Below are 18260 nucleotides of genomic sequence, written 5' to 3'. Positions count from 1 at the left end.
TTGCTCCTGCGCAGGGGGCGAAGTTTACCTTTTACGCGTGCTCAGGTGCAGTGCGGTGCTTATGCTTAAAGCGCAGGAACTTCGCTGAAAATGATCTAGCCGGTTATGTGGGAGCGGGCTTGCCCGCGATGCAGGCGACGCGGTATTACCTGCACACCGCGGTGAAGCTATCGCAGGCAAGCCAGCTCCCACACTGTCCAAGGAGGTCAATAACAATCATGAAAGACGCCACCCTCGCACTGCACCACGGCTTCAAGTCGGACCCCACCACCAAGGCCGTCGCCGTGCCGATCTACCAGAACGTCGCCTTCGAATTCGATAACGCCCAGCACGGTGCCGACCTGTTCAACCTGGACGTGCCCGGCAATATCTACACGCGCATCATGAACCCCACCAACGACGTGCTGGAACAGCGCATCGCGGCCCTGGAAGGCGGGATCGCGGCCCTGGCCGTGTCGGCCGGCAGCGCGGCGATCCACTATGCGATCCAAACGCTGACGCGCGCCGGCGACAATATCGTCACCACGCCGCAGCTCTACGGCGGCACCTACACCCTGTTCGCGCACTTGCTGCCCAGCTTTGGCGTGGACGTGCGCTTCGCCCGTGACGACTCCGCGCAAGCCATCGCCGAACTGATCGACGACAACACCAAACTGGTGTACTGCGAAAGCATCGGCAACCCGGCAGGCAATATCATCGACCTGCAAGCCCTGGCCGACGTCGCCCATGCCCGTGGCGTGCCGCTGATGGTGGACAACACCGTGGCCACGCCGATCCTGTGCAAGCCGATCCAGTTCGGCGCCGACATCGTCGTGCATTCGCTGACCAAATATATCGGCGGCCATGGCAACTCCCTGGGCGGCATGATTGTCGACAGCGGCACCTTCCCCTGGACCGATTACCCGGAAAAATTCCCCGGCCTCAACAACCCCGAGCCGGCCTATCACGGCGTGGTCTACACAGAAAAATTCGGCCCTGCGGCCTTTATCGCCCGCGCCCGCACCGTGCCGCTGCGCAATACCGGCGCGGCGCTGGCGCCGATGAACGCATTCCTGCTGTTGCAAGGCCTGGAAACCCTCGCGCTGCGCATGGAGCGCCACACCGAAAACGCGTTGAAGGTCGCGCAGTTCCTGCAAGGCCATCGCGAAGTGGAATGGGTCAGCTACGCCGGCCTGCCGGATCATCCGCACCACGCCCTGGCGCAGAAATACCTGCAGGGCAAACCCTCGGCGATCCTGTCGTTTGGCTTGAAGGGCGGCTATGAAGCCGGTGTGCGCTTCTACGACGCGCTGCAAATCTTCAAGCGCCTGGTGAATATCGGCGATGCCAAGTCCCTGGCCTGCCACCCGGCCTCCACCACCCACCGGCAGATGAACGAACAAGAGCAGGCCAAGGCCGGGGTGAAACCGGAAATGATCCGCCTGTCGGTGGGCATCGAAGCGATTGAAGACCTGATCGAAGACTTGCAACAGGCCCTGGGTTCAACCCAGCTCTGAGGCGATGTAGTCGGCCAGCGCTGCATGGCTGATGGGCGAAATCCGCACGAAGCGGGCGACCTTGTGCCGCAAGGTCGTCGGCGTGAAGGCCGCGCAGAGGTCGGGGCGCTGTTCTTCCAGCCATTGCAGCAGGTTGTCGATCAGCGTCTGCGGTGATTGCTCTGCCAGCAGCGCCATCAGTGGTGCAGGCACTTGCCACCATGGGCTGGCTTTGGCGGCCGTCACCGCGCCTGCTGCCACGCTCAGCGCCTGGCCATTGATCAGGTAACGCTGGAACACCGGCAATATCTCCCCACCCGATTGCTGAATGATCGGCAGCATCTGGGCACCGTCCCAGAAGCGCAGGAACACCGCCTGTCCCTCCGGCAGGTACACTTTGGTCAGGCTTTGCAGGTGCGCGATCACCACGTCCAACGGGCTGGACGAGACGGCCAGCCAACCCCAATCGGTGGATGCGGTGGAGGCCACCCAATCAAGGAACGCACTGCCACGCTCGACGATGGCGACGTAGGGCATGACCTCCTCCCATGACGCATAGGCCGTGCCGGCCCAAACGGGGTGCAGCGCCGTTGCGCCTGCATGGGTTCGCCACGCCGTCAGCGGCTTGGCGTCGCTGGCCGCGCTCACGATGGCGAAGAGTTGTTCACCGGGAAGCAAGGTTTGATGCATCGTCGTTAAATCCGTTCTGGGTTGGCGCACAGGCCGTTCTTGCAGCGCTCACACTCTTCGCAAAACGGCGCGCTGCGCTTGAGGCTGGCCACTTGCGCGCGGCTCAACGGCGCGGGTATGACCGCCAGCAGTGTCTCTTTCAATCCCGGGATCAGCGGTGCAGCGGCCGCAGCGGGCGCACCGCCAAGCTGGATCGGTACGCTGCTGAAAATCCCGCCCGCCGACAACGTGATCGACTGCCCGCCCGCTTGAATCGTCACGGACGCGCCCGCATCGATGACCACACTGTGCCCGGCACCGATCTGAATGGAGCGCCCGGCACGCATCTGCTGCGAACCGCCGACCACCAGATGATCATCCTGCTTGAGTTCGGTCAGGCGGTTGCCGTGGGTGATGCGCTGTTCTTCACCTTGCAGCTCATGATGGGATTCACCGCCTACTCGGATTCGACGCCGGTTATCGACCTGCACCTGCTGGTCATGCAGTACGTGCTGGGTCCAGTCGCGCTGGGCGCGCAAGTAGATTTCCTCAGCGCCCTTGCGGTCTTCGATGCGCAGCTCGTTGTAGCCGCCGCCACCGGGGCTGCTTTGGCTGCGGAACGTGCTGCGGGTCTTGTCTGCCGGCAGGTCGAGGGGCACGGGTGTTGCCGCGTTGGGCAGGCAGCCCATTACCAACGGCATGTCCATATCGCCATTGACGAAACCCACCAGCACTTCCATGCCCACTCGCGGGATCAGCACCGCGCCATAGCGGTCATGGGCCCAGCCGCTGGCCACCCGCAACCAGCAACTGGAATGGTCGTTGTGCTCGCCGTTGCGGTCCCAGGCCAACTGCACTTTGACCCGGCCGTATTCGTCGCAATGGATTTCGCTGTCGGCGGGGCCAGTGACCACCGCGTTCTGATAGCCGGAAATGCTCGGGCGCTCAGGCAACGGCGGGCGAAAGATCACATCCCAGGGCGCCGCGACAAAGGTGTTGCGATAACCCTGGCGAAAATCCCCACCTGCCGCTTCGGTGACCGCTTCCTCCAGCACTTGGGGCTGCTTGCCCTCGTGGACAACCTGGGTCATCAGCCACAGGTCATTCCAGGCCTCACGCGGGTGGCCGGCGAGCCGCATGAAACGGCCGCTGGCCAGCGCCGGTTCGTCGCCACTGCCTCGGGCGATCTGATAGTCGCAGCGGCTGCGCTCCAGGCCACGTTGCGCTAGGTACTTGCCATGGGCGCGGTCGCTGAAGTGGCCGGGATAATCCTGCACCTCAAGGCGCGGAGCTTGCTCGCCAGCCGCCACGCTTTCCAGCGCCAGGCGCGGCTTGCGCCATTCGTAATCACGCAGGTTCAGCGCCGTGGCGCGGGTCTCCAGTTGCACGGCAAAGCGTTTGATCGCCGGCGTGTCGGCGACCATCCCGGAGCCGGGGGTATAAGGCGTGGGCTGGTCAGCCTGGGCAAAGACCGTCTGGTCATCGCCAAACACCAGCAGGTGCCGCTCCGCCGCATGCTGGAAGTGATAGTGGATGCCCGCCTCGGCACACAGGCGCTGGACGAACGCCAGATCGGTCTCGCCAAACTGCACGCAGTACTCGCGCTCGGGGTAAGTACCACTCAACTGGAACGCAAAGCGGTCACTCTGGATGCCCTGCCCCACCAGCACCTGCGCCACGATCTGCGGCACCGTCTGGTGCTGGAAAATACGCTGCTGGCTGCTGTGTGCCAGATAGGCCAGTTGTGGCACGAGGCTGATCTGATAACGCGTCAGGCGCCGCCCGGAATCACCTTGCGCCACTCGGTAGACCAGGCCATGGACGCCATGGCCCTGATCGTCAAACCCCATATACACCGGGCGATGCAGCAGGCCTTCGAGGTCGAGGTCGGGCTGTTCGCTGACCAGTTCAAGGTCAAAGCGATAGGGCTGGCTGAGTGCTTCGGTACCGTTGAAGCGGTAGACCTTGAAGTCGCTGGCGACCCCGTCCAGGGTCAGGTTAAAGGCACTTTGATTGGCAGGAGCGAACATCCGGTGTTTCTCTGCGAAGGAGTGGGCGGGGGATAGTGCCTCAGGCATTTGCCCTGCTGATCACGGCGCGAACAAATCAGTAAATCCTTACGGCATGGGTTTGCTTTTCGCCTCTGCACTTTTGCGTGGGTTTTCAGCCTGAAAATGCAGGCGTCTGACGGAAGCCTTTCATTGCTGCGTAGCCCGTTTCCCAAACTCAAAAAAACACCCCAAATTCCCTCCCGCATAACCACGACGCCGTCCTGACGACTGATTAAATTTCGCAGCCATGTTCATGCAAAAGGAATGTGTTCATGGCCAGTCGTCTCTACATCGAATCGCTGGGGTGCTTGTGATGCCTCAGCCCTACGCCTTTCTTAATTACCATCAACAAACGTCCGTGGAGCTCAAGGCTAGCTTGCGATTAAGCAAGCACGCCGAAGCCAAGTTTGACGCGCTGAATACCCATATCCGCAATGTGGTGGTGCTACCGGGACAACTCGTGATCATGGGTGACGAGACGGTTGCCGCCCGCACCTCGGAGGAGTCACGGCTGATGTGCGCGGCTTGGGATATTCGCCATAGCGTGATGGCTCATGGCGGGGATGCCTTTGCGCTACAGAATTATGATTTGCTGCAAAAGTTGCTGGGATACGCGTCGCTGGGAATCGGTACTGCAGGGGATGCCGGGAGTCGGCATTTGCAGGAAATCGTGAAAACTCTCGATGAGATTGAGGCCCTGCATAAACAATCGCTGCGCCGGGGCGGTGGCGCTGCGCGCGATGACTTCCTGGCGCGCCGCCAAGTGCTGTTTGCCAAACTGGAAGCGCAAATGCGCAGCTTTGCGCGGTATGGCACGGGCCTGCGCAATGAAGGTTCAATCAAGAAGATGCTGGGGATCTCGGCCAGGAGCTATTTGCACACCGGGGAGATAAATCGATACGCAGAAACGATTGCCAAAATTTCGAAGACGGCGAAGCTGCTTAAACACGGCACGCCGTTGGGAATAGCGCTTAGTACGACGTCGACGGCACTGGAGATCAAGGAAGCGTGTTCTACCGGGAGAGGGGAGCAATGCCGAAAAGCGAAGTATGTGGAAGCCGGTAAATTAACCGTTGGTGTAGCAGGAGGAATCATTGGAGGCCAGATGGGAATGGGCTTGTGTATAGCGGTAATGGCTCCGACAACCGGGCCACTCGCCCTGAGCTGTCTTTTGATAGCAGGCGGCGCAATGGGCGCGGCTTTCGGCAATTGGGGCAGCGAGATTGGCGCAGCCGCCGGAGAGGTACTGTATGAGTATTGAGTACATACTCAACCTCCCTACCAAAGACCAAATAGCATTGGGCTCGGCAGCCTCAATGCTTCTAGCTGTCTCGCTTGACATCTTTCTGGCCTATCGAAAATTGGAGTCGATGGAGCGGCGCTTGGACCAATGCAGCCTCCTGACTAATTACAAACGTCTTTTGGGCAACAGCCTACGAGGAAGATTATCCAGACTGTGTGTGGTCTATGTAGCAATTGCGCTACCGAGATGGAATGCAAGACGAGGTGTCATCAACGTAAAACAAGTCGCAGAGTTTCCCCGCAGCCTGAAATTCGCCCTTCACGGAACAGCTCTTATCGGGTTAATCGGCGCAGCGAGTGCGATGATCTTTCATTTCAGCGATCAACTGAGCCTGTAACCCGGCGCATTTTCACCTCCAGACCACCCCAAAAAAAAACGGCCCGCCATCCAAAGGACGCGGGCCGTTTTCTCAACTCAACAGGCGATTTTTACTTGTTGAGGTTGTAGTCCTTCTCCGCCGCATCAAAACGCTCGACCATACCCGCAGTCGGTGCGCCCAGCTTGCTCACGAAGTAGATCGCCAGGCTGGCGAAGATGAAGCCCGGGATGATTTCGTACAGGCCCAGCAGTTCGAAGTGTTTCCACACGATCACGGTGATCGCGCCGACCAGGATGCCGGCCAGGGCGCCGTCGCGGGTCATGCCTTTCCAGATCACCGAGATCAGCACCACAGGGCCGAACGCTGCGCCGAAACCGGCCCAGGCGTAGCTCACCAGGCCCAGTACGCGGTTTTCCGGGTTGGCGGCCATGGCGATGGCGATCAGCGCAACCAGCAACACCATCAGGCGCCCGACCCATACCAGCTCAAGCTGGGAGGCGTTTTTGCGCAGGAAGGTCTTGTAGAAGTCTTCGGTCAGCGCGCTGGAGCACACCAGCAACTGGCAGCTCAAGGTGCTCATTACCGCCGCCAGGATGGCCGACAGCAGCACGCCAGCAATCCACGGGTTGAACAGCAGCTTGGCCAGTTCGATGAACACACGCTCGTGGTTCTCGGTCACAGGACCCGCCACTTCCGGGTGCGCCGAGAAGTAAGCAATACCAAAGAAACCCACCGCCACGGTGCCGCCCAGGCACAGGATCATCCACGTCATGGAGATGCGACGCGCCTTGGCAATCGACTTCACCGAATCCGCCGCCATGAAACGCGCGAGGATGTGCGGCTGGCCGAAGTAACCCAGGCCCCAGCCCATCAGCGAGATGATGCCGATGAAGGTGGTGTTTTTCAGCATGTTGAAGTTGTCAGGGTTCTTCGCTTCGATGGCGAGGAAGGTGGTATCAACGCCACCGGTGGCCAGCAGCACGATGATCGGCGTGAGGATCAGCGCGAAGATCATCAGCGTGGCTTGTACGGTATCTGTCCAGCTCACTGCCAGGAAACCACCAACGAAGGTGTAGGCAATAGTCGCGGCAGCGCCGGCCCACAACGCAGTCTCGTAGGACATGCCGAAGGTGCTTTCGAACAGGCGGGCACCGGCGACGATGCCGGAGGCGCAGTAGATGGTGAAGAACACCAGGATTACCACGGCGGAGATGATCCGCAGCAGGCCGCTTTTATCTTCGAAACGGCTGGAGAAGTAATCCGGCAGGGTCAGGGCGTCGCCGTTGTGTTCGGTCTGTACCCGCAGGCGACCGGCCACGAACAGCCAGTTGAGGTAAGCACCGACGATCAGGCCGATGGCGATCCAGCTTTCCGACAGGCCGGACATGTAGATCGCGCCGGGCAAGCCCATCAACAACCAGCCGCTCATGTCCGAAGCACCGGCCGACAACGCCGTGACCACGCTACCGAGGCTGCGACCGCCGAGGATGTAATCGGAAAGGTTGTTGGTGGAGCGATAGGCCATGAAGCCAATCAGCACCATTGCTGCGATGTAGATCACAAACGTGATCAGGGTTGGATTACTTACGCTCATATGAGTGACGCCCTGGCTTTGTTTTTATGTAGCGGCGGTCTGTCAGACGGCCACCCACTGCAAGTAGGTAGACATAACTGCGTGCCGCGCATTTATGACTGACGTTTCCCCAGGAAAGCCGTCAGCCGATGAACCGACTCGTGGAGGTGGTTGCACCTTGGGCGCGAATGCTATTCAACAAAGCAAATAAGGTGCAACCAGTTTCTTGAGAATAAGTTGCACCCAGGTACCAATTACGGAAAACACCTCGTTTTTGCTCCTTTTCGGAGCAAGAACAGCCGATCTCAGAAGTAAATGCACCAGCGTGAAGCGGATTCCGCTGAGGGTCGGTTTTTTTCATGCCCACCCCTGAAAATTTCATGCATAAAAAGGGTTGCACCCGGTTGCACCTCTGCATGGGCAAAGCTAATCTTGCCGCCAGCTGATGCCACTCGGTAGTGGCACCCATGAGGATAAGAAAATGGCTACGACCACCCTTGGGGTCAAACTCGACGACCCGACCCGCGAACGCCTGAAGGCTGCCGCGACCTCCATTGATCGCACGCCGCACTGGCTGATCAAGCAGGCGATTTTCAATTACCTGGAGAAACTGGAGGGTGGTGCAACCCTGACCGAACTCAATGGTTTGAGCAGCAAGGACGCGGATGACGCAGGCGAGGTGCAGACCGACCACGCCCACCAGTGCTTCCTGGAGTTCGCCGAGAGCATCCTGCCGCAATCCGTGCTGCGCGCCTCGATCACCGCCGCTTACCGCCGCCCTGAGCCGGAAGTGGTGCCAATGCTGATCGAACAGGCTCGCCTGCCGGCACCGATGGCTGAAGCCACCAACAAGCTGGCCGCCTCGATTGCCGAAAAACTACGTAACCAGAAGAGTGCTGGCGGCCGTGCCGGTATTGTTCAGGGCCTGCTGCAAGAATTTTCCCTGTCGTCCCAGGAAGGCGTGGCGCTGATGTGCCTGGCCGAAGCGCTGCTGCGCATCCCGGACAAAGGCACTCGCGACGCGCTGATCCGCGACAAGATCAGCACCGGCAACTGGCAGCCGCACCTGGGCAACAGCCCGTCCCTGTTCGTCAATGCTGCGACCTGGGGCTTGTTGCTGACCGGCAAACTGGTCGCCACCCACAATGAAGCGGGCCTGACCTCGTCCCTGAGCCGCATCATCGGCAAGAGCGGCGAGCCGATGATCCGCAAGGGCGTCGACATGGCCATGCGCCTGATGGGCGAGCAGTTCGTCACCGGCGAAACCATCGCCGAAGCCCTGGCCAACGCGAGCAAATTCGAAGCCAAGGGTTTCCGTTATTCCTACGACATGCTCGGTGAAGCCGCACTCACCGAACACGATGCGCAGAAGTACCTGGCCTCGTACGAACAAGCTATTCACTCCATCGGCAAAGCCTCTCACGGCCGTGGGATTTATGAAGGCCCGGGCATCTCCATCAAGCTTTCGGCACTGCACCCGCGTTACAGCCGTGCGCAGTACGAACGCGTAATGGACGAGTTGTACCCGCGCCTGCTGTCGCTGACCCTGCTGGCCAAGCAATACGACATCGGCTTGAACATCGACGCCGAAGAAGCCGACCGCCTGGAACTGTCCCTGGACCTGCTTGAACGCCTGTGCTTCGAGCCGCAACTGACCGGCTGGAATGGCATCGGTTTCGTCATCCAGGCTTACCAGAAGCGTTGCCCGTATGTGATCGACTACGTCATCGACCTGGCGCGCCGCAGCCGCCACCGCCTGATGATCCGCCTGGTAAAAGGCGCGTACTGGGACAGCGAGATCAAGCGCGCCCAAGTCGAAGGCCTGGAAGGCTACCCGGTGTACACCCGCAAGGTGTACACCGACGTTTCCTACATCGCCTGCGCACGCAAACTGCTGTCGGTGCCGGAAGTCATCTACCCGCAGTTCGCCACGCACAATGCCCACACCTTGTCGGCCATCTACCATATCGCCGGTCAGAACTACTACCCCGGCCAGTACGAGTTCCAATGCCTGCACGGCATGGGTGAACCGCTGTACGAGCAGGTTGTAGGCAAGGTCTCCGATGGCAAGCTGAACCGTCCGTGCCGTGTGTACGCTCCGGTCGGCACCCACGAAACACTGCTGGCTTACCTGGTGCGTCGCCTGCTGGAAAACGGCGCCAACACCTCGTTCGTCAATCGCATCGCCGACCAGTCCATCTCGATTCAGGAGCTGGTGGCCGATCCAGTGGCCAGCATCGAGCAAATGGCCACGCTGGAAGGCGGCTTCGGCCTGCCGCACCCGCGTATTCCATTGCCGCGCGACCTGTACGGCAGCGAGCGCGCCAACTCGGCCGGTATCGACCTGGCCAACGAACACCGCCTGGCATCGCTGTCCTGCGCCCTGCTGGCAACGGCGCACAACAACTGGAAAGCCGCGCCGATGCTCGGTTGCGCCGCCAGCAACCAACCCGCCGCACCGGTGCTGAACCCGTCCGACCTGCGTGATGTGGTCGGCCATGTGCAAGAAGCCACCGTCGAAGACGTGGATAACGCGATCCAATGCGCCATCAACGCCGGCCCGATCTGGCAGGCGACCCCGCCCGCCGAACGTGCGGCGATCCTGGAGCGCGCCGCCGACCTGATGGAAGGCGAGATCCAACCGCTGATGGGCCTGCTGGCCCGTGAAGCCGGCAAGACCTTCGCCAACGCCATTGCCGAAGTGCGCGAAGCCGTGGACTTCCTGCGCTACTACGCGGTGCAGGCACGCAACGATTTCACCAACGACGCCCACCGCCCACTGGGCCCGGTGGTCTGCATCAGCCCGTGGAACTTCCCGCTGGCCATCTTCAGCGGCCAGGTTGCCGCTGCACTGGCCGCCGGCAACCCGGTACTGGCCAAGCCTGCCGAGCAAACCCCGCTGGTCGCTGCACAAGCCGTGCGCATCCTGCTGGAAGCGGGCATCCCGGAAGGCGTGCTGCAATTGCTGCCGGGCCAGGGCGAAACCGTGGGTGCGCGCCTGGTGGGTGATGATCGCGTCAAAGGTGTGATGTTCACCGGCTCCACCGAAGTGGCGCGCCTGCTGCAACGCAATGTCGCCGGACGCCTGGATGCCCAGGGCCGACCGATCCCGCTGATCGCCGAAACCGGCGGCCAGAACGCAATGATCGTCGACTCCTCCGCGTTGACCGAACAAGTGGTCATCGATGTGGTGTCCTCGGCCTTCGACAGTGCCGGCCAACGTTGCTCGGCCCTGCGTGTACTGTGCTTGCAGGAAGATTCTGCAGACCGCGTCATCGAAATGCTCAAGGGCGCCATGGCGGAATGCCGCCTGGGCAACCCGGAGCGCCTGTCGGTCGACATCGGCCCGGTGATCGACGCCGAAGCCAAGGCCGGCATCGAGAAGCACATCCAGGCCATGCGCGACAAAGGCCGCAATGTGTACCAGGTGGCAATTGCCGACGGCGAAGAGATCAAGCGCGGCACCTTCGTGATGCCGACCCTGATCGAACTGGAAAGCTTCGACGAACTGCAACGGGAGATCTTCGGCCCGGTCCTGCACGTGGTGCGCTACAAGCGCAAAGAGATCGACCAACTCATCGGCCAGATCAACGCGTCGGGCTACGGCTTGACCCTGGGCGTGCACACCCGTATCGACGAGACTATCGCCAAGGTGATCGACAACGTCCATGCCGGTAACGTCTATGTGAACCGCAACATCGTCGGCGCCGTGGTCGGTGTGCAGCCGTTCGGCGGCGAAGGCCTGTCGGGCACTGGCCCGAAAGCCGGTGGTCCGTTGTACCTGTACCGCCTGCTCTCGACTCGTCCTACGGATGCCATCGAGCAATCCTTCGCACGGGGCGACAAACTGGCCGCACCGGATCTGCGCCTGCGTGACGCCATGAGCCAACCGCTGACCGCCCTGAAAACCTGGGCCGACAGCCATAAACTCAGCGACCTGAGCGCTCTGTGCGACCAGTTCGCCGCGCAATCCCAAAGCGGTATCACTCGCCAACTGGCTGGCCCGACCGGCGAGCGCAACAGCTACGCCATCCTGCCCCGCGAGCACGTATTGTGCCTGGCAGACGTGGAAAGCGACCTGCTGACCCAACTGGCCGCCGTACTGGCGGTAGGCGGTTCGGCGGTATGGCCAGAGACTGACTTGACCAAGGCCGTGTTCCCACGCCTGCCTAAAGAGATTCAGGCGAAGATCAAGCGTGTGGCTGACTGGACCAAGGACGAGGTGGTGTTTGATGCGGTCCTGCACCACGGTGATTCCGACCAACTGCGTGCGGTGTGCCAGCAAGTGGCGCAGCGCAGTGGTGCGATTGTCGGGGTGCATGGTTTGTCCCAAGGCGAGACGGCGATTGCGCTGGAGCGCCTGGTGATCGAGCGGGCGTTGAGCGTTAACACCGCGGCAGCGGGCGGTAACGCCAGCCTGATGACCATCGGCTAACTGAAGAAACGCGGTAAAAAATGTGGGAGCGGGCTTGCTCGCGAATGCGGTGGGTCAGTCAATAATTCAGTGACTGACACTCTGCATTCGCGAGCAAGCCCGCTCCCACATTTGGACCGCGTTTCTCTCCCCTATTCGCGTTTTGCCCCTCCATCACCCAAATCAATCTTGCTATCCACCCTCCATTTGCGCACTTAGACTCGGCCCTATTCCCACATAGGTAAGCCGCCATGTCCGAGACGCTGCTCAGTTCCCGCAATCTGGCTTTCGAGCTGTACGAAGTCCTCGATGCCGAGGGCCTGACCCAGCGCGAGCGGTTTGCCGAGCACAATCGGGAAACCTTCGATGCGGCCATCAGCACCGCGCGCAGCATCGCCGAAAAGCACTTCGCCCCCCATAACCGCAAGAACGACGAAAACGAACCGCGCTACGAAAACGGCGCAGCCATCCTGATTCCCGAGGTCAAGCCGGCCGTCGATGCCTTCCTGGAAGCCGGCTTCCTCAACGCCGCGCGCAGCTTCGAAGCCGGTGGCATGCAGTTGCCTACCCTGCTCTCCCAGGCATGCTTTGCGCACTTCCAATCGGCCAACGCCGCGTCCACGTCCTACCCGTTCCTGACCATGGGCGCCGCCAACCTGATCGAAAGCTTCGGCACCGAGGAGCAGAAGCAACGCTTCCTGCAACCGATGATCGACGGGCGTTTCTTCGGCACCATGGCCCTGACCGAACCCCATGCAGGCTCATCGTTGTCGGATATTCGTACACGCGCAGAACCTGCGGCTGACGGCAGCTATCGACTCAAGGGTAATAAGATCTTCATCTCCGGCGGCGACCATCCGCTGTCGGAAAATATCGTGCACATGGTGCTGGCCAAGCTGCCGGACGCCCCCGCCGGGGTGAAGGGCATTTCGCTGTTTATCGTGCCCAAGTTCCTGGTCAACGACGACGGCAGCCTGGGCGAGCGCAACGATGTGTTGCTGGCTGGGCTTTTCCACAAGATGGGTTGGCGCGGCACCACGTCTACTGCGCTGAACTTCGGCGATAACGGCAACTGTGTCGGCTATCTGGTGGGCAAGCCGCACCAGGGTTTGAGTTGCATGTTCCAGATGATGAACGAAGCGCGTATCGGCGTGGGCATGGGCGCGGTGATGCTGGGTTACGCCGGCTACCTGTACTCCTTGGAATACGCCCGCGAGCGTCCCCAGGGCCGCCTTCCGGATAGCAAAGATCCTACGACTGCACCGGTATCGATCATTCAGCACGCCGATATAAAACGCATGCTGCTCACACAAAAAGCCTACGTCGAAGGCGCCTTTGACCTCGGCCTGTACGCCGCGCGCCTGTTCGACGACACCACCACCCTGGCCGCCGAAGCCGAGCGCAAGCAGGCCCACGAACTGCTCGACCTGCTCACCCCCATCGTCAAATCCTGGCCGTCGGAGTTCTGCCTCAAGGCCAACGAACTGGCGATCCAGATCCTCGGCGGCCACGGCTACACCCGCGAATACCCGGTGGAGCAGTACTACCGCGACAACCGCCTGAACCCGATCCACGAAGGCACCCACGGCATCCAGTCCCTGGACTTGCTGGGGCGCAAGCTGGCGCAGAACGGCGGTGCAGGCTTGAAGCAACTCATCAGACTGATCGCCGAAACCGGCGCCCGGGCGCAGGAATACCCGACGCTGACCGCGCTACGGGAACCGTTGGAACACCTGGTCAACCGCCTGCAAAGCGTCACCCTCGGCCTGCTCACGGATCTCGCCCAGGGCAAGGTCAACAGCAGCCTGGCGAACTCGGCGCTGTACTTGAAGGTGTTTGGGCACACGGTGATTGGCTGGCGCTGGCTGGAACAAGCGATTCGCGCCGAAGAAGGGCTGGCCAGGGGCAATGCGGCCGACGCGGCCTTCTATAAAGGCAAGCTCCAGGCCGCCCGCTACTTCCTGACCTGGGAAGTACCGGGCTGCCATCATGAACTGGCGATTCTGGAGGCACGCGATGATACGTGCCTCGCGATGCAGGACGAATGGTTCTAAGGCTGTCCGATCGCCTTGGAAATCACATCGACCGTGGCGCTGACTTGCTCTTGGTAACGGTCGAGTTCCTCTTGGTGCGCCTGCTGCATTTCGATCTGCTCGGCGCACAGGTTCAGCGCCGCCAGCACCAGTAATTTGTCGCCGATCAGCGTCGGATACTTCTTCTTGGTGGTGGCCAGGGAGGCCTTGAGCATGGTCACGGCGTGCATCAGGGTTTTGTCTTCCCCGGCTGGCGCCTTGATCGAGTAATCCTCTCCGAGAATCGAAACGACCTTTATCCCTTCATTCATGCGCCGACAGGACCTGCGCTCACGCGCTCAACCAGCGCCTGGATACGGGCAGCGGTCGCGCCTTGTTTTTCTTCCTGCTCCATCAGGCTCAATTGCAGGCTGTCGTTCTCATCCTTGGCGCGGGCCAGTTCGGCCTTGAGGGATTCGTTGCTGCCCAGCAGATCCTGGTTCTGCTGTACCAGGTCGCTGACCAGTTGTTCCAATTGGCTGAGGGATGCTTCTAACATTTTGATTTCTCGGGCTTTTTCAAAGGGCGGTGACGATAAAGAAAATTCACCTCGGATGCCAGGGTTATCCCCGGCGCGCAGCCCGATTTTTATGGGCCGGGCCGCACTTTCGAGCCTTAGTGACTGCAATTCGCCGATCTGGTTCCTGAAGCTCATCGGATGCGACAAAAACGCACGCCCCCCTTTAGACTTTAGTCGTACGACCGATAGAGAAGCATCCCCCTTCTCATGGCCGCACGGATCGCGCTTCTCCCCAGGATTCCAGCATGTCCCTTCGTAATATGAATATCGCGCCGCGTGCCTTTCTCGGCTTCGCGTTTATCGGCGCGCTCATGTTGTTTCTCGGTGTGTTCGCCTTGAACCAGATGAGCAAGATCCGCGGCGCCGCCGAAGACATCACCCTGTCCAGCGTGCCGAGCATTCGCGCCCTCGACGAGTTCACCCAGCTGACCCTGCGCCTGCGCGTGCTGTCATACCGCCTGCTGACCAACCGCGAGCCGGATGTACAGCAAAAGACCCTGGACACCTTCGAACTGCGCGACCAGCAGATTCGCGCCGCCCAGGCCATCTACGAAAAACTCATCGACAGCCGTGAAGAGCGCGCGGCCTACGACGAGTACGTCACCCTGCTCGGCCAGTACCGCCAGATTGAAACGCGCATGAAGAGCCTGTCCCAGACCAATCAGGTGGAAGCCCTGCGCACCCTGATCAACAGCGAGCTGCTGAGCAACTCCGAGCAGGTCAACGCAGTGCTGGCGCGCCTCTTGGATATCAACAACAAGATGGCGCTAGTCACCAACCAAGAGGCCAAGGATCAATACGACCTGGCCTTCAACCTGGTTGTCGGCCTGCTGGCACTCGCCACCGCACTGACGGTGCTGTTCGCCTGGCTGCTGACCCGCAGCATCACCGTGCCCATCGCCCAAGCGCTGGAAGCGGCCGAAGAAGTGGCCGAAGGCAACCTGACCCGCCCGATCAAAGTCGATGGCAACGACGAAGCCGGGCGCCTGCTCGCCGCCATGGCCAAGATGCAGGACAAACTGCGCGACACCCTGCAACGCATCGCCGGTTCCGCCACCCAGCTGGCCTCGGCCGCCGAAGAGCTGAACGCCGTCACCGACGAAAGCGCCCGTGGCCTGACCCAGCAAAACAACGAGATCGAACAGGCCGCCACTGCCGTCAACGAGATGACCAGTGCCGTGGAAGAAGTGGCACGCAATGCCGTGAGCACGTCCGAAGCCTCGCGCAACGCCACCACCTCCGCCGGTGACGGCCGCGATTTGGTGCAAGAGACCGTCAGCGCCATCGAACGCATGAGCGGTGATGTGCAGGCCACCGCCACACTGATTGGCGACCTGGCCAATGAGTCGCGGGATATCGGCAAGGTGCTGGACGTGATTCGCGGCCTAGCCGACCAGACCAACCTGCTGGCCCTCAACGCCGCCATCGAAGCTGCCCGCGCTGGTGAAGCCGGCCGTGGTTTTGCCGTGGTCGCCGACGAAGTGCGCGCACTGGCCCACCGCACCCAGCAGTCCACCAGCGAGATCGAGCGAATGATCGGCAGCATCCAGGCCGGCACCGAGCACGCCGTGGATTCGATGCGCAACAGCACCGAACGTGCGGAATCGACGCTGAATATCGCCAAAGGTGCGGGGTTGTCGCTGGATACCATCAATACGGCGATTGTCGAGATCAACGAACGCAACCTGGTGATCGCCAGCGCAGCGGAAGAACAGGCGCAAGTGGCGCGAGAAGTGGACCGTAACCTGGTGAACATCCGCGATCTGTCGGTGCAATCGGCGACGGGTGCCAGCCAGACCAGCGCGGCGAGTAGTGAGTTGTCGCGATTGGCGGTGGATTTGAATGGGATGGTGGGCCGTTTCCGCCTCTGACTGACACACCTGAGTCAAAAATGTGGGAGCGGGCTTGCTCGCGAATGCGGTGTATCAGTCGCCAGATGCATTGACTGGCACACCGCTTTCGCGAGCAAGCCCGCTCCCACATTGGATCTTCGCCAACCTGCAAAAGCTTTTTGACAGCGCAGCAATTCAACAGGTTAGAATCGCTGGCACGCAGACTGCATGGTCAGTTTGCGCCCCGTCTTGTTTGCCCATGGAGTACTGCCTTTGAATGCGACGACCATCAACAGCCTGTTCTTGATCGGCGCGTTGCTGGTGAGTGCGAGCATTCTGGTGAGTTCTCTTTCGTCCCGCCTGGGCATCCCGATCCTGGTGATCATCCTGGCCGTGGGCATGGTCGCCGGCGTCGATGGCGGCGGCATCATCTTTGACAATTACCCGACCGCCTACCTGGTGGGCAACCTCGCCCTGGCGGTGATCCTGCTCGATGGTGGTTTGCGTACACGGGTGGCGAGTTTCCGCGTGGCACTCTGGCCGGCGTTGTCGCTGGCCACGATGGGGGTGTTGATCACCACCGGCCTCACCGGCATGGCGGCGGCGTGGCTGTTTGACCTGAATATCATCCAGGGCTTGCTGATCGGTGCCATTGTCGGCTCAACCGACGCCGCAGCCGTATTCTCGCTACTGGGTGGCAAGGGCCTCAACGAACGGGTGACCGCCACCCTGGAAATCGAATCCGGCAGCAACGACCCGATGGCGGTGTTCCTCACCGTGACCCTGATCGACATGCTCGCCAGCGGCCAGACCGGCCTGCACTGGAGCCTGCTGACGCACCTGGTGCGCGAATTCGGTATCGGCGGCGTCGTCGGCCTGGGCGGCGGCTGGTTGATGCTGCAAATGGTCAACCGCATCAACCTGGCCACCGGCCTGTACCCGATCCTGGTGATCGCCGGCGGCCTGTTCGTCTTCGCCGTGACCAACGCCCTGCACGGCAGCGGCTTCCTCGCCGTGTACCTGTGCGGCCTGGTGATCGGCAACCGCCCGGTGCGCAGCCGGCATGGCATCTTGCATATGCTCGACGGCATGGCCTGGCTGGCGCAGATCGGCATGTTCCTGGTGCTGGGCCTTTTGGTCACGCCCCATGATTTGCTGCCGATTGCCCTGCCGGCCCTGGGCCTGGCGCTGTGGATGATCCTGTTTGCACGGCCGCTGTCGGTGATGGTCGGCCTGCTGCCGTTCAAGGCGTTCCACGGCCGGGAAAAAGGCTTTATCGCCTGGGTGGGCTTGCGCGGCGCGGTGCCGATCATTCTCGCGGTGTTCCCGCTGATGGCCGGGCTGCCCCATGCGCAGCTGTACTTCAACCTGGCGTTCTTTATCGTGCTGGTCTCGCTGCTGGTACAGGGCACCAGCCTGCCGTGGGTGGCCAAGCTGCTCAAGGTGACCGTCCCGCCTGACCCGGCGCCAATCTCCCGCGCGGCCCTGGAAGTGCACGTCACCAGCGAGTGGGAGCTGTTCGTGTACCGCCTCGGCGCCGAAAAATGGTGCATCGGCGCCGCCCTGCGCGAACTGAAAATGCCCGAAGGCACGCGGATCGCCGCGCTGTTCCGCGGCCAGCAACTGCTCCATCCGTCGGGTAGTACGGTGCTGGAAGTCGGCGACCTGCTCTGTGTGATCGGCCACGAACACAACCTGCCGGCCCTGGGCAAACTGTTCAGCCAGGCACCGCAACGCGGCCTCGACCTGCGCTTCTTCGGTGACTTCGTACTGGAAGGCGACGCCCAGCTGGGCGCGGTCTCCGCCCTGTACGGCCTGAAGCTCGAAGGCATCGACCCGGATATGCCACTGAGCAGCTTCATCACCCAGAAAGTCGGCGGCGCGCCCATCGTCGGCGACCAGGTGGAATGGAACAACACCATCTGGACCGTCGCGGTCATGGACGGGAACAAGATCGGCAAAGTGGGCGTCAGATTCCCCGAAGGAAGTCGCCCGGGCCCCGGACTCTTCCTCTAAACTGCGGGGCGACAAC

General features: G+C 61.4%; 13 protein-coding genes. 7 read left to right on the top strand and 6 right to left on the bottom strand.

All coding sequences use genetic code 11. The features are described 5' to 3' along the window. The first annotated feature begins 218 nt into the window (after positions 1–218). Positions 219–1496: an O-acetylhomoserine aminocarboxypropyltransferase/cysteine synthase family protein gene (locus DBR46_RS06595; protein ID WP_124525494.1), complete on the top strand. Its 1278-nt coding sequence runs from the start codon at positions 219–221 to the stop codon at positions 1494–1496. Here the strand turns inward: DBR46_RS06595 and DBR46_RS06590 are convergent. Together DBR46_RS06590 and DBR46_RS06585 are read right to left on the bottom strand one after the other, a co-directional pair. Beyond that, entirely contained in the window at positions 1482–2165 is a 684-nt protein-coding gene (locus tag DBR46_RS06590) for a DUF4123 domain-containing protein (protein WP_124525493.1), read from the bottom strand. The two genes, DBR46_RS06595 and DBR46_RS06590, sit on opposite strands and share 15 nt — an antisense overlap. A 5-nt stretch (positions 2166–2170) precedes the next feature. Further along, positions 2171–4174 (bottom strand): type VI secretion system tip protein VgrG, encoded by a 2004-nt coding sequence (locus tag DBR46_RS06585; protein ID WP_124525492.1) that lies wholly within the window; start codon positions 4172–4174, stop codon positions 2171–2173. A 334-nt stretch (positions 4175–4508) separates the two neighbouring features. On the opposite strand from DBR46_RS06585, the gene DBR46_RS06580 reads away from it, so the two are divergent. Both DBR46_RS06580 and DBR46_RS06575 read left to right on the top strand, forming a co-directional pair. Next, a complete protein-coding gene (locus DBR46_RS06580) occupies positions 4509–5456 on the top strand; it encodes a hypothetical protein (protein ID WP_124525491.1) in 948 nt (315 codons plus the stop codon). Further along, positions 5446–5835: a hypothetical protein gene (locus tag DBR46_RS06575; protein WP_124525490.1), complete on the top strand. Its 390-nt coding sequence runs from the start codon at positions 5446–5448 to the stop codon at positions 5833–5835. The genes DBR46_RS06580 and DBR46_RS06575 overlap by 11 nt, the downstream gene beginning before the upstream one ends. A gap of 91 nt (positions 5836–5926) precedes the next feature. Here DBR46_RS06575 and putP read toward each other — a convergent pair whose 3' ends face one another. Further along, positions 5927–7411 (bottom strand): sodium/proline symporter PutP, encoded by a 1485-nt coding sequence (putP, locus tag DBR46_RS06570; RefSeq protein ID WP_124525489.1) that lies wholly within the window; start codon positions 7409–7411, stop codon positions 5927–5929. 121 nt (positions 7412–7532) lie between these two features. After that, positions 7533–7751: a hypothetical protein gene (locus DBR46_RS06565; RefSeq protein ID WP_124525488.1), complete on the bottom strand. Its 219-nt coding sequence runs from the start codon at positions 7749–7751 to the stop codon at positions 7533–7535. Positions 7752–7871: 120 nt separating this feature from the next. On the opposite strand from DBR46_RS06565, the gene putA reads away from it, so the two are divergent. Both putA and DBR46_RS06555 read left to right on the top strand, forming a co-directional pair. Then, on the top strand, positions 7872–11825 hold the full coding sequence (putA, locus tag DBR46_RS06560; RefSeq protein ID WP_124525487.1) for a trifunctional transcriptional regulator/proline dehydrogenase/L-glutamate gamma-semialdehyde dehydrogenase: 3954 nt from the start codon (positions 7872–7874) through the stop codon (positions 11823–11825). Positions 11826–12055: 230 nt separating this feature from the next. Next, positions 12056–13858 (top strand): acyl-CoA dehydrogenase, encoded by a 1803-nt coding sequence (locus DBR46_RS06555; RefSeq protein ID WP_124525486.1) that lies wholly within the window; start codon positions 12056–12058, stop codon positions 13856–13858. Here the strand turns inward: DBR46_RS06555 and DBR46_RS06550 are convergent. Then, positions 13855–14148, bottom strand: coding sequence for a cell division protein ZapA (locus DBR46_RS06550; RefSeq protein WP_124525485.1), 294 nt, complete (start codon positions 14146–14148; stop codon positions 13855–13857). The two genes, DBR46_RS06555 and DBR46_RS06550, sit on opposite strands and share 4 nt — an antisense overlap. Further along, on the bottom strand, positions 14145–14375 hold the full coding sequence (locus DBR46_RS06545; protein ID WP_124525484.1) for a hypothetical protein: 231 nt from the start codon (positions 14373–14375) through the stop codon (positions 14145–14147). Before DBR46_RS06545 ends, DBR46_RS06550 begins: the two co-directional genes overlap by 4 nt. A 266-nt stretch (positions 14376–14641) precedes the next feature. Between DBR46_RS06545 and DBR46_RS06540 the strand changes: the two genes are divergently transcribed. Both DBR46_RS06540 and DBR46_RS06535 read left to right on the top strand, forming a co-directional pair. Next, positions 14642–16267 (top strand): methyl-accepting chemotaxis protein, encoded by a 1626-nt coding sequence (locus DBR46_RS06540; RefSeq protein ID WP_124525483.1) that lies wholly within the window; start codon positions 14642–14644, stop codon positions 16265–16267. 234 nt (positions 16268–16501) lie between these two features. Further along, on the top strand, positions 16502–18244 hold the full coding sequence (locus DBR46_RS06535; RefSeq protein WP_124525482.1) for a potassium/proton antiporter: 1743 nt from the start codon (positions 16502–16504) through the stop codon (positions 18242–18244). Positions 18245–18260 lie beyond the last annotated feature (16 nt).

It is taken from the genome of Pseudomonas sp. KBW05 (assembly GCF_003852405.1).
GTDB lineage: Bacteria > Pseudomonadota > Gammaproteobacteria > Pseudomonadales > Pseudomonadaceae > Aquipseudomonas.
The sequence above is the reverse complement of the archived record's forward strand: the minus strand, read 5'-3'. Positions and strand labels throughout refer to the sequence as shown.

Bases quoted from the DNA above. Each gene is read 5' to 3' on its own strand.
- putA (WP_124525487.1), top strand. From the start codon at position 7,872: ATGGCTACGACCACCCTTGGGGTCAAACTCGACGACCCGACCCGCGAA.
- DBR46_RS06565 (WP_124525488.1), bottom strand. From the start codon at position 7,751: ATGAAAAAAACCGACCCTCAGCGGAATCCGCTTCACGCTGGTGCATTT.
- DBR46_RS06590 (WP_124525493.1), bottom strand. From the start codon at position 2,165: ATGCATCAAACCTTGCTTCCCGGTGAACAACTCTTCGCCATCGTGAGC.
- DBR46_RS06585 (WP_124525492.1), bottom strand. From the start codon at position 4,174: ATGTTCGCTCCTGCCAATCAAAGTGCCTTTAACCTGACCCTGGACGGG.
- DBR46_RS06595 (WP_124525494.1), top strand. From the start codon at position 219: ATGAAAGACGCCACCCTCGCACTGCACCACGGCTTCAAGTCGGACCCC.
- putP (WP_124525489.1), bottom strand. From the start codon at position 7,411: ATGAGCGTAAGTAATCCAACCCTGATCACGTTTGTGATCTACATCGCA.
- DBR46_RS06550 (WP_124525485.1), bottom strand. From the start codon at position 14,148: ATGAATGAAGGGATAAAGGTCGTTTCGATTCTCGGAGAGGATTACTCG.
- DBR46_RS06575 (WP_124525490.1), top strand. From the start codon at position 5,446: ATGAGTATTGAGTACATACTCAACCTCCCTACCAAAGACCAAATAGCA.
- DBR46_RS06580 (WP_124525491.1), top strand. From the start codon at position 4,509: ATGCCTCAGCCCTACGCCTTTCTTAATTACCATCAACAAACGTCCGTG.
- DBR46_RS06545 (WP_124525484.1), bottom strand. From the start codon at position 14,375: ATGTTAGAAGCATCCCTCAGCCAATTGGAACAACTGGTCAGCGACCTG.
- DBR46_RS06555 (WP_124525486.1), top strand. From the start codon at position 12,056: ATGTCCGAGACGCTGCTCAGTTCCCGCAATCTGGCTTTCGAGCTGTAC.
- DBR46_RS06540 (WP_124525483.1), top strand. From the start codon at position 14,642: ATGTCCCTTCGTAATATGAATATCGCGCCGCGTGCCTTTCTCGGCTTC.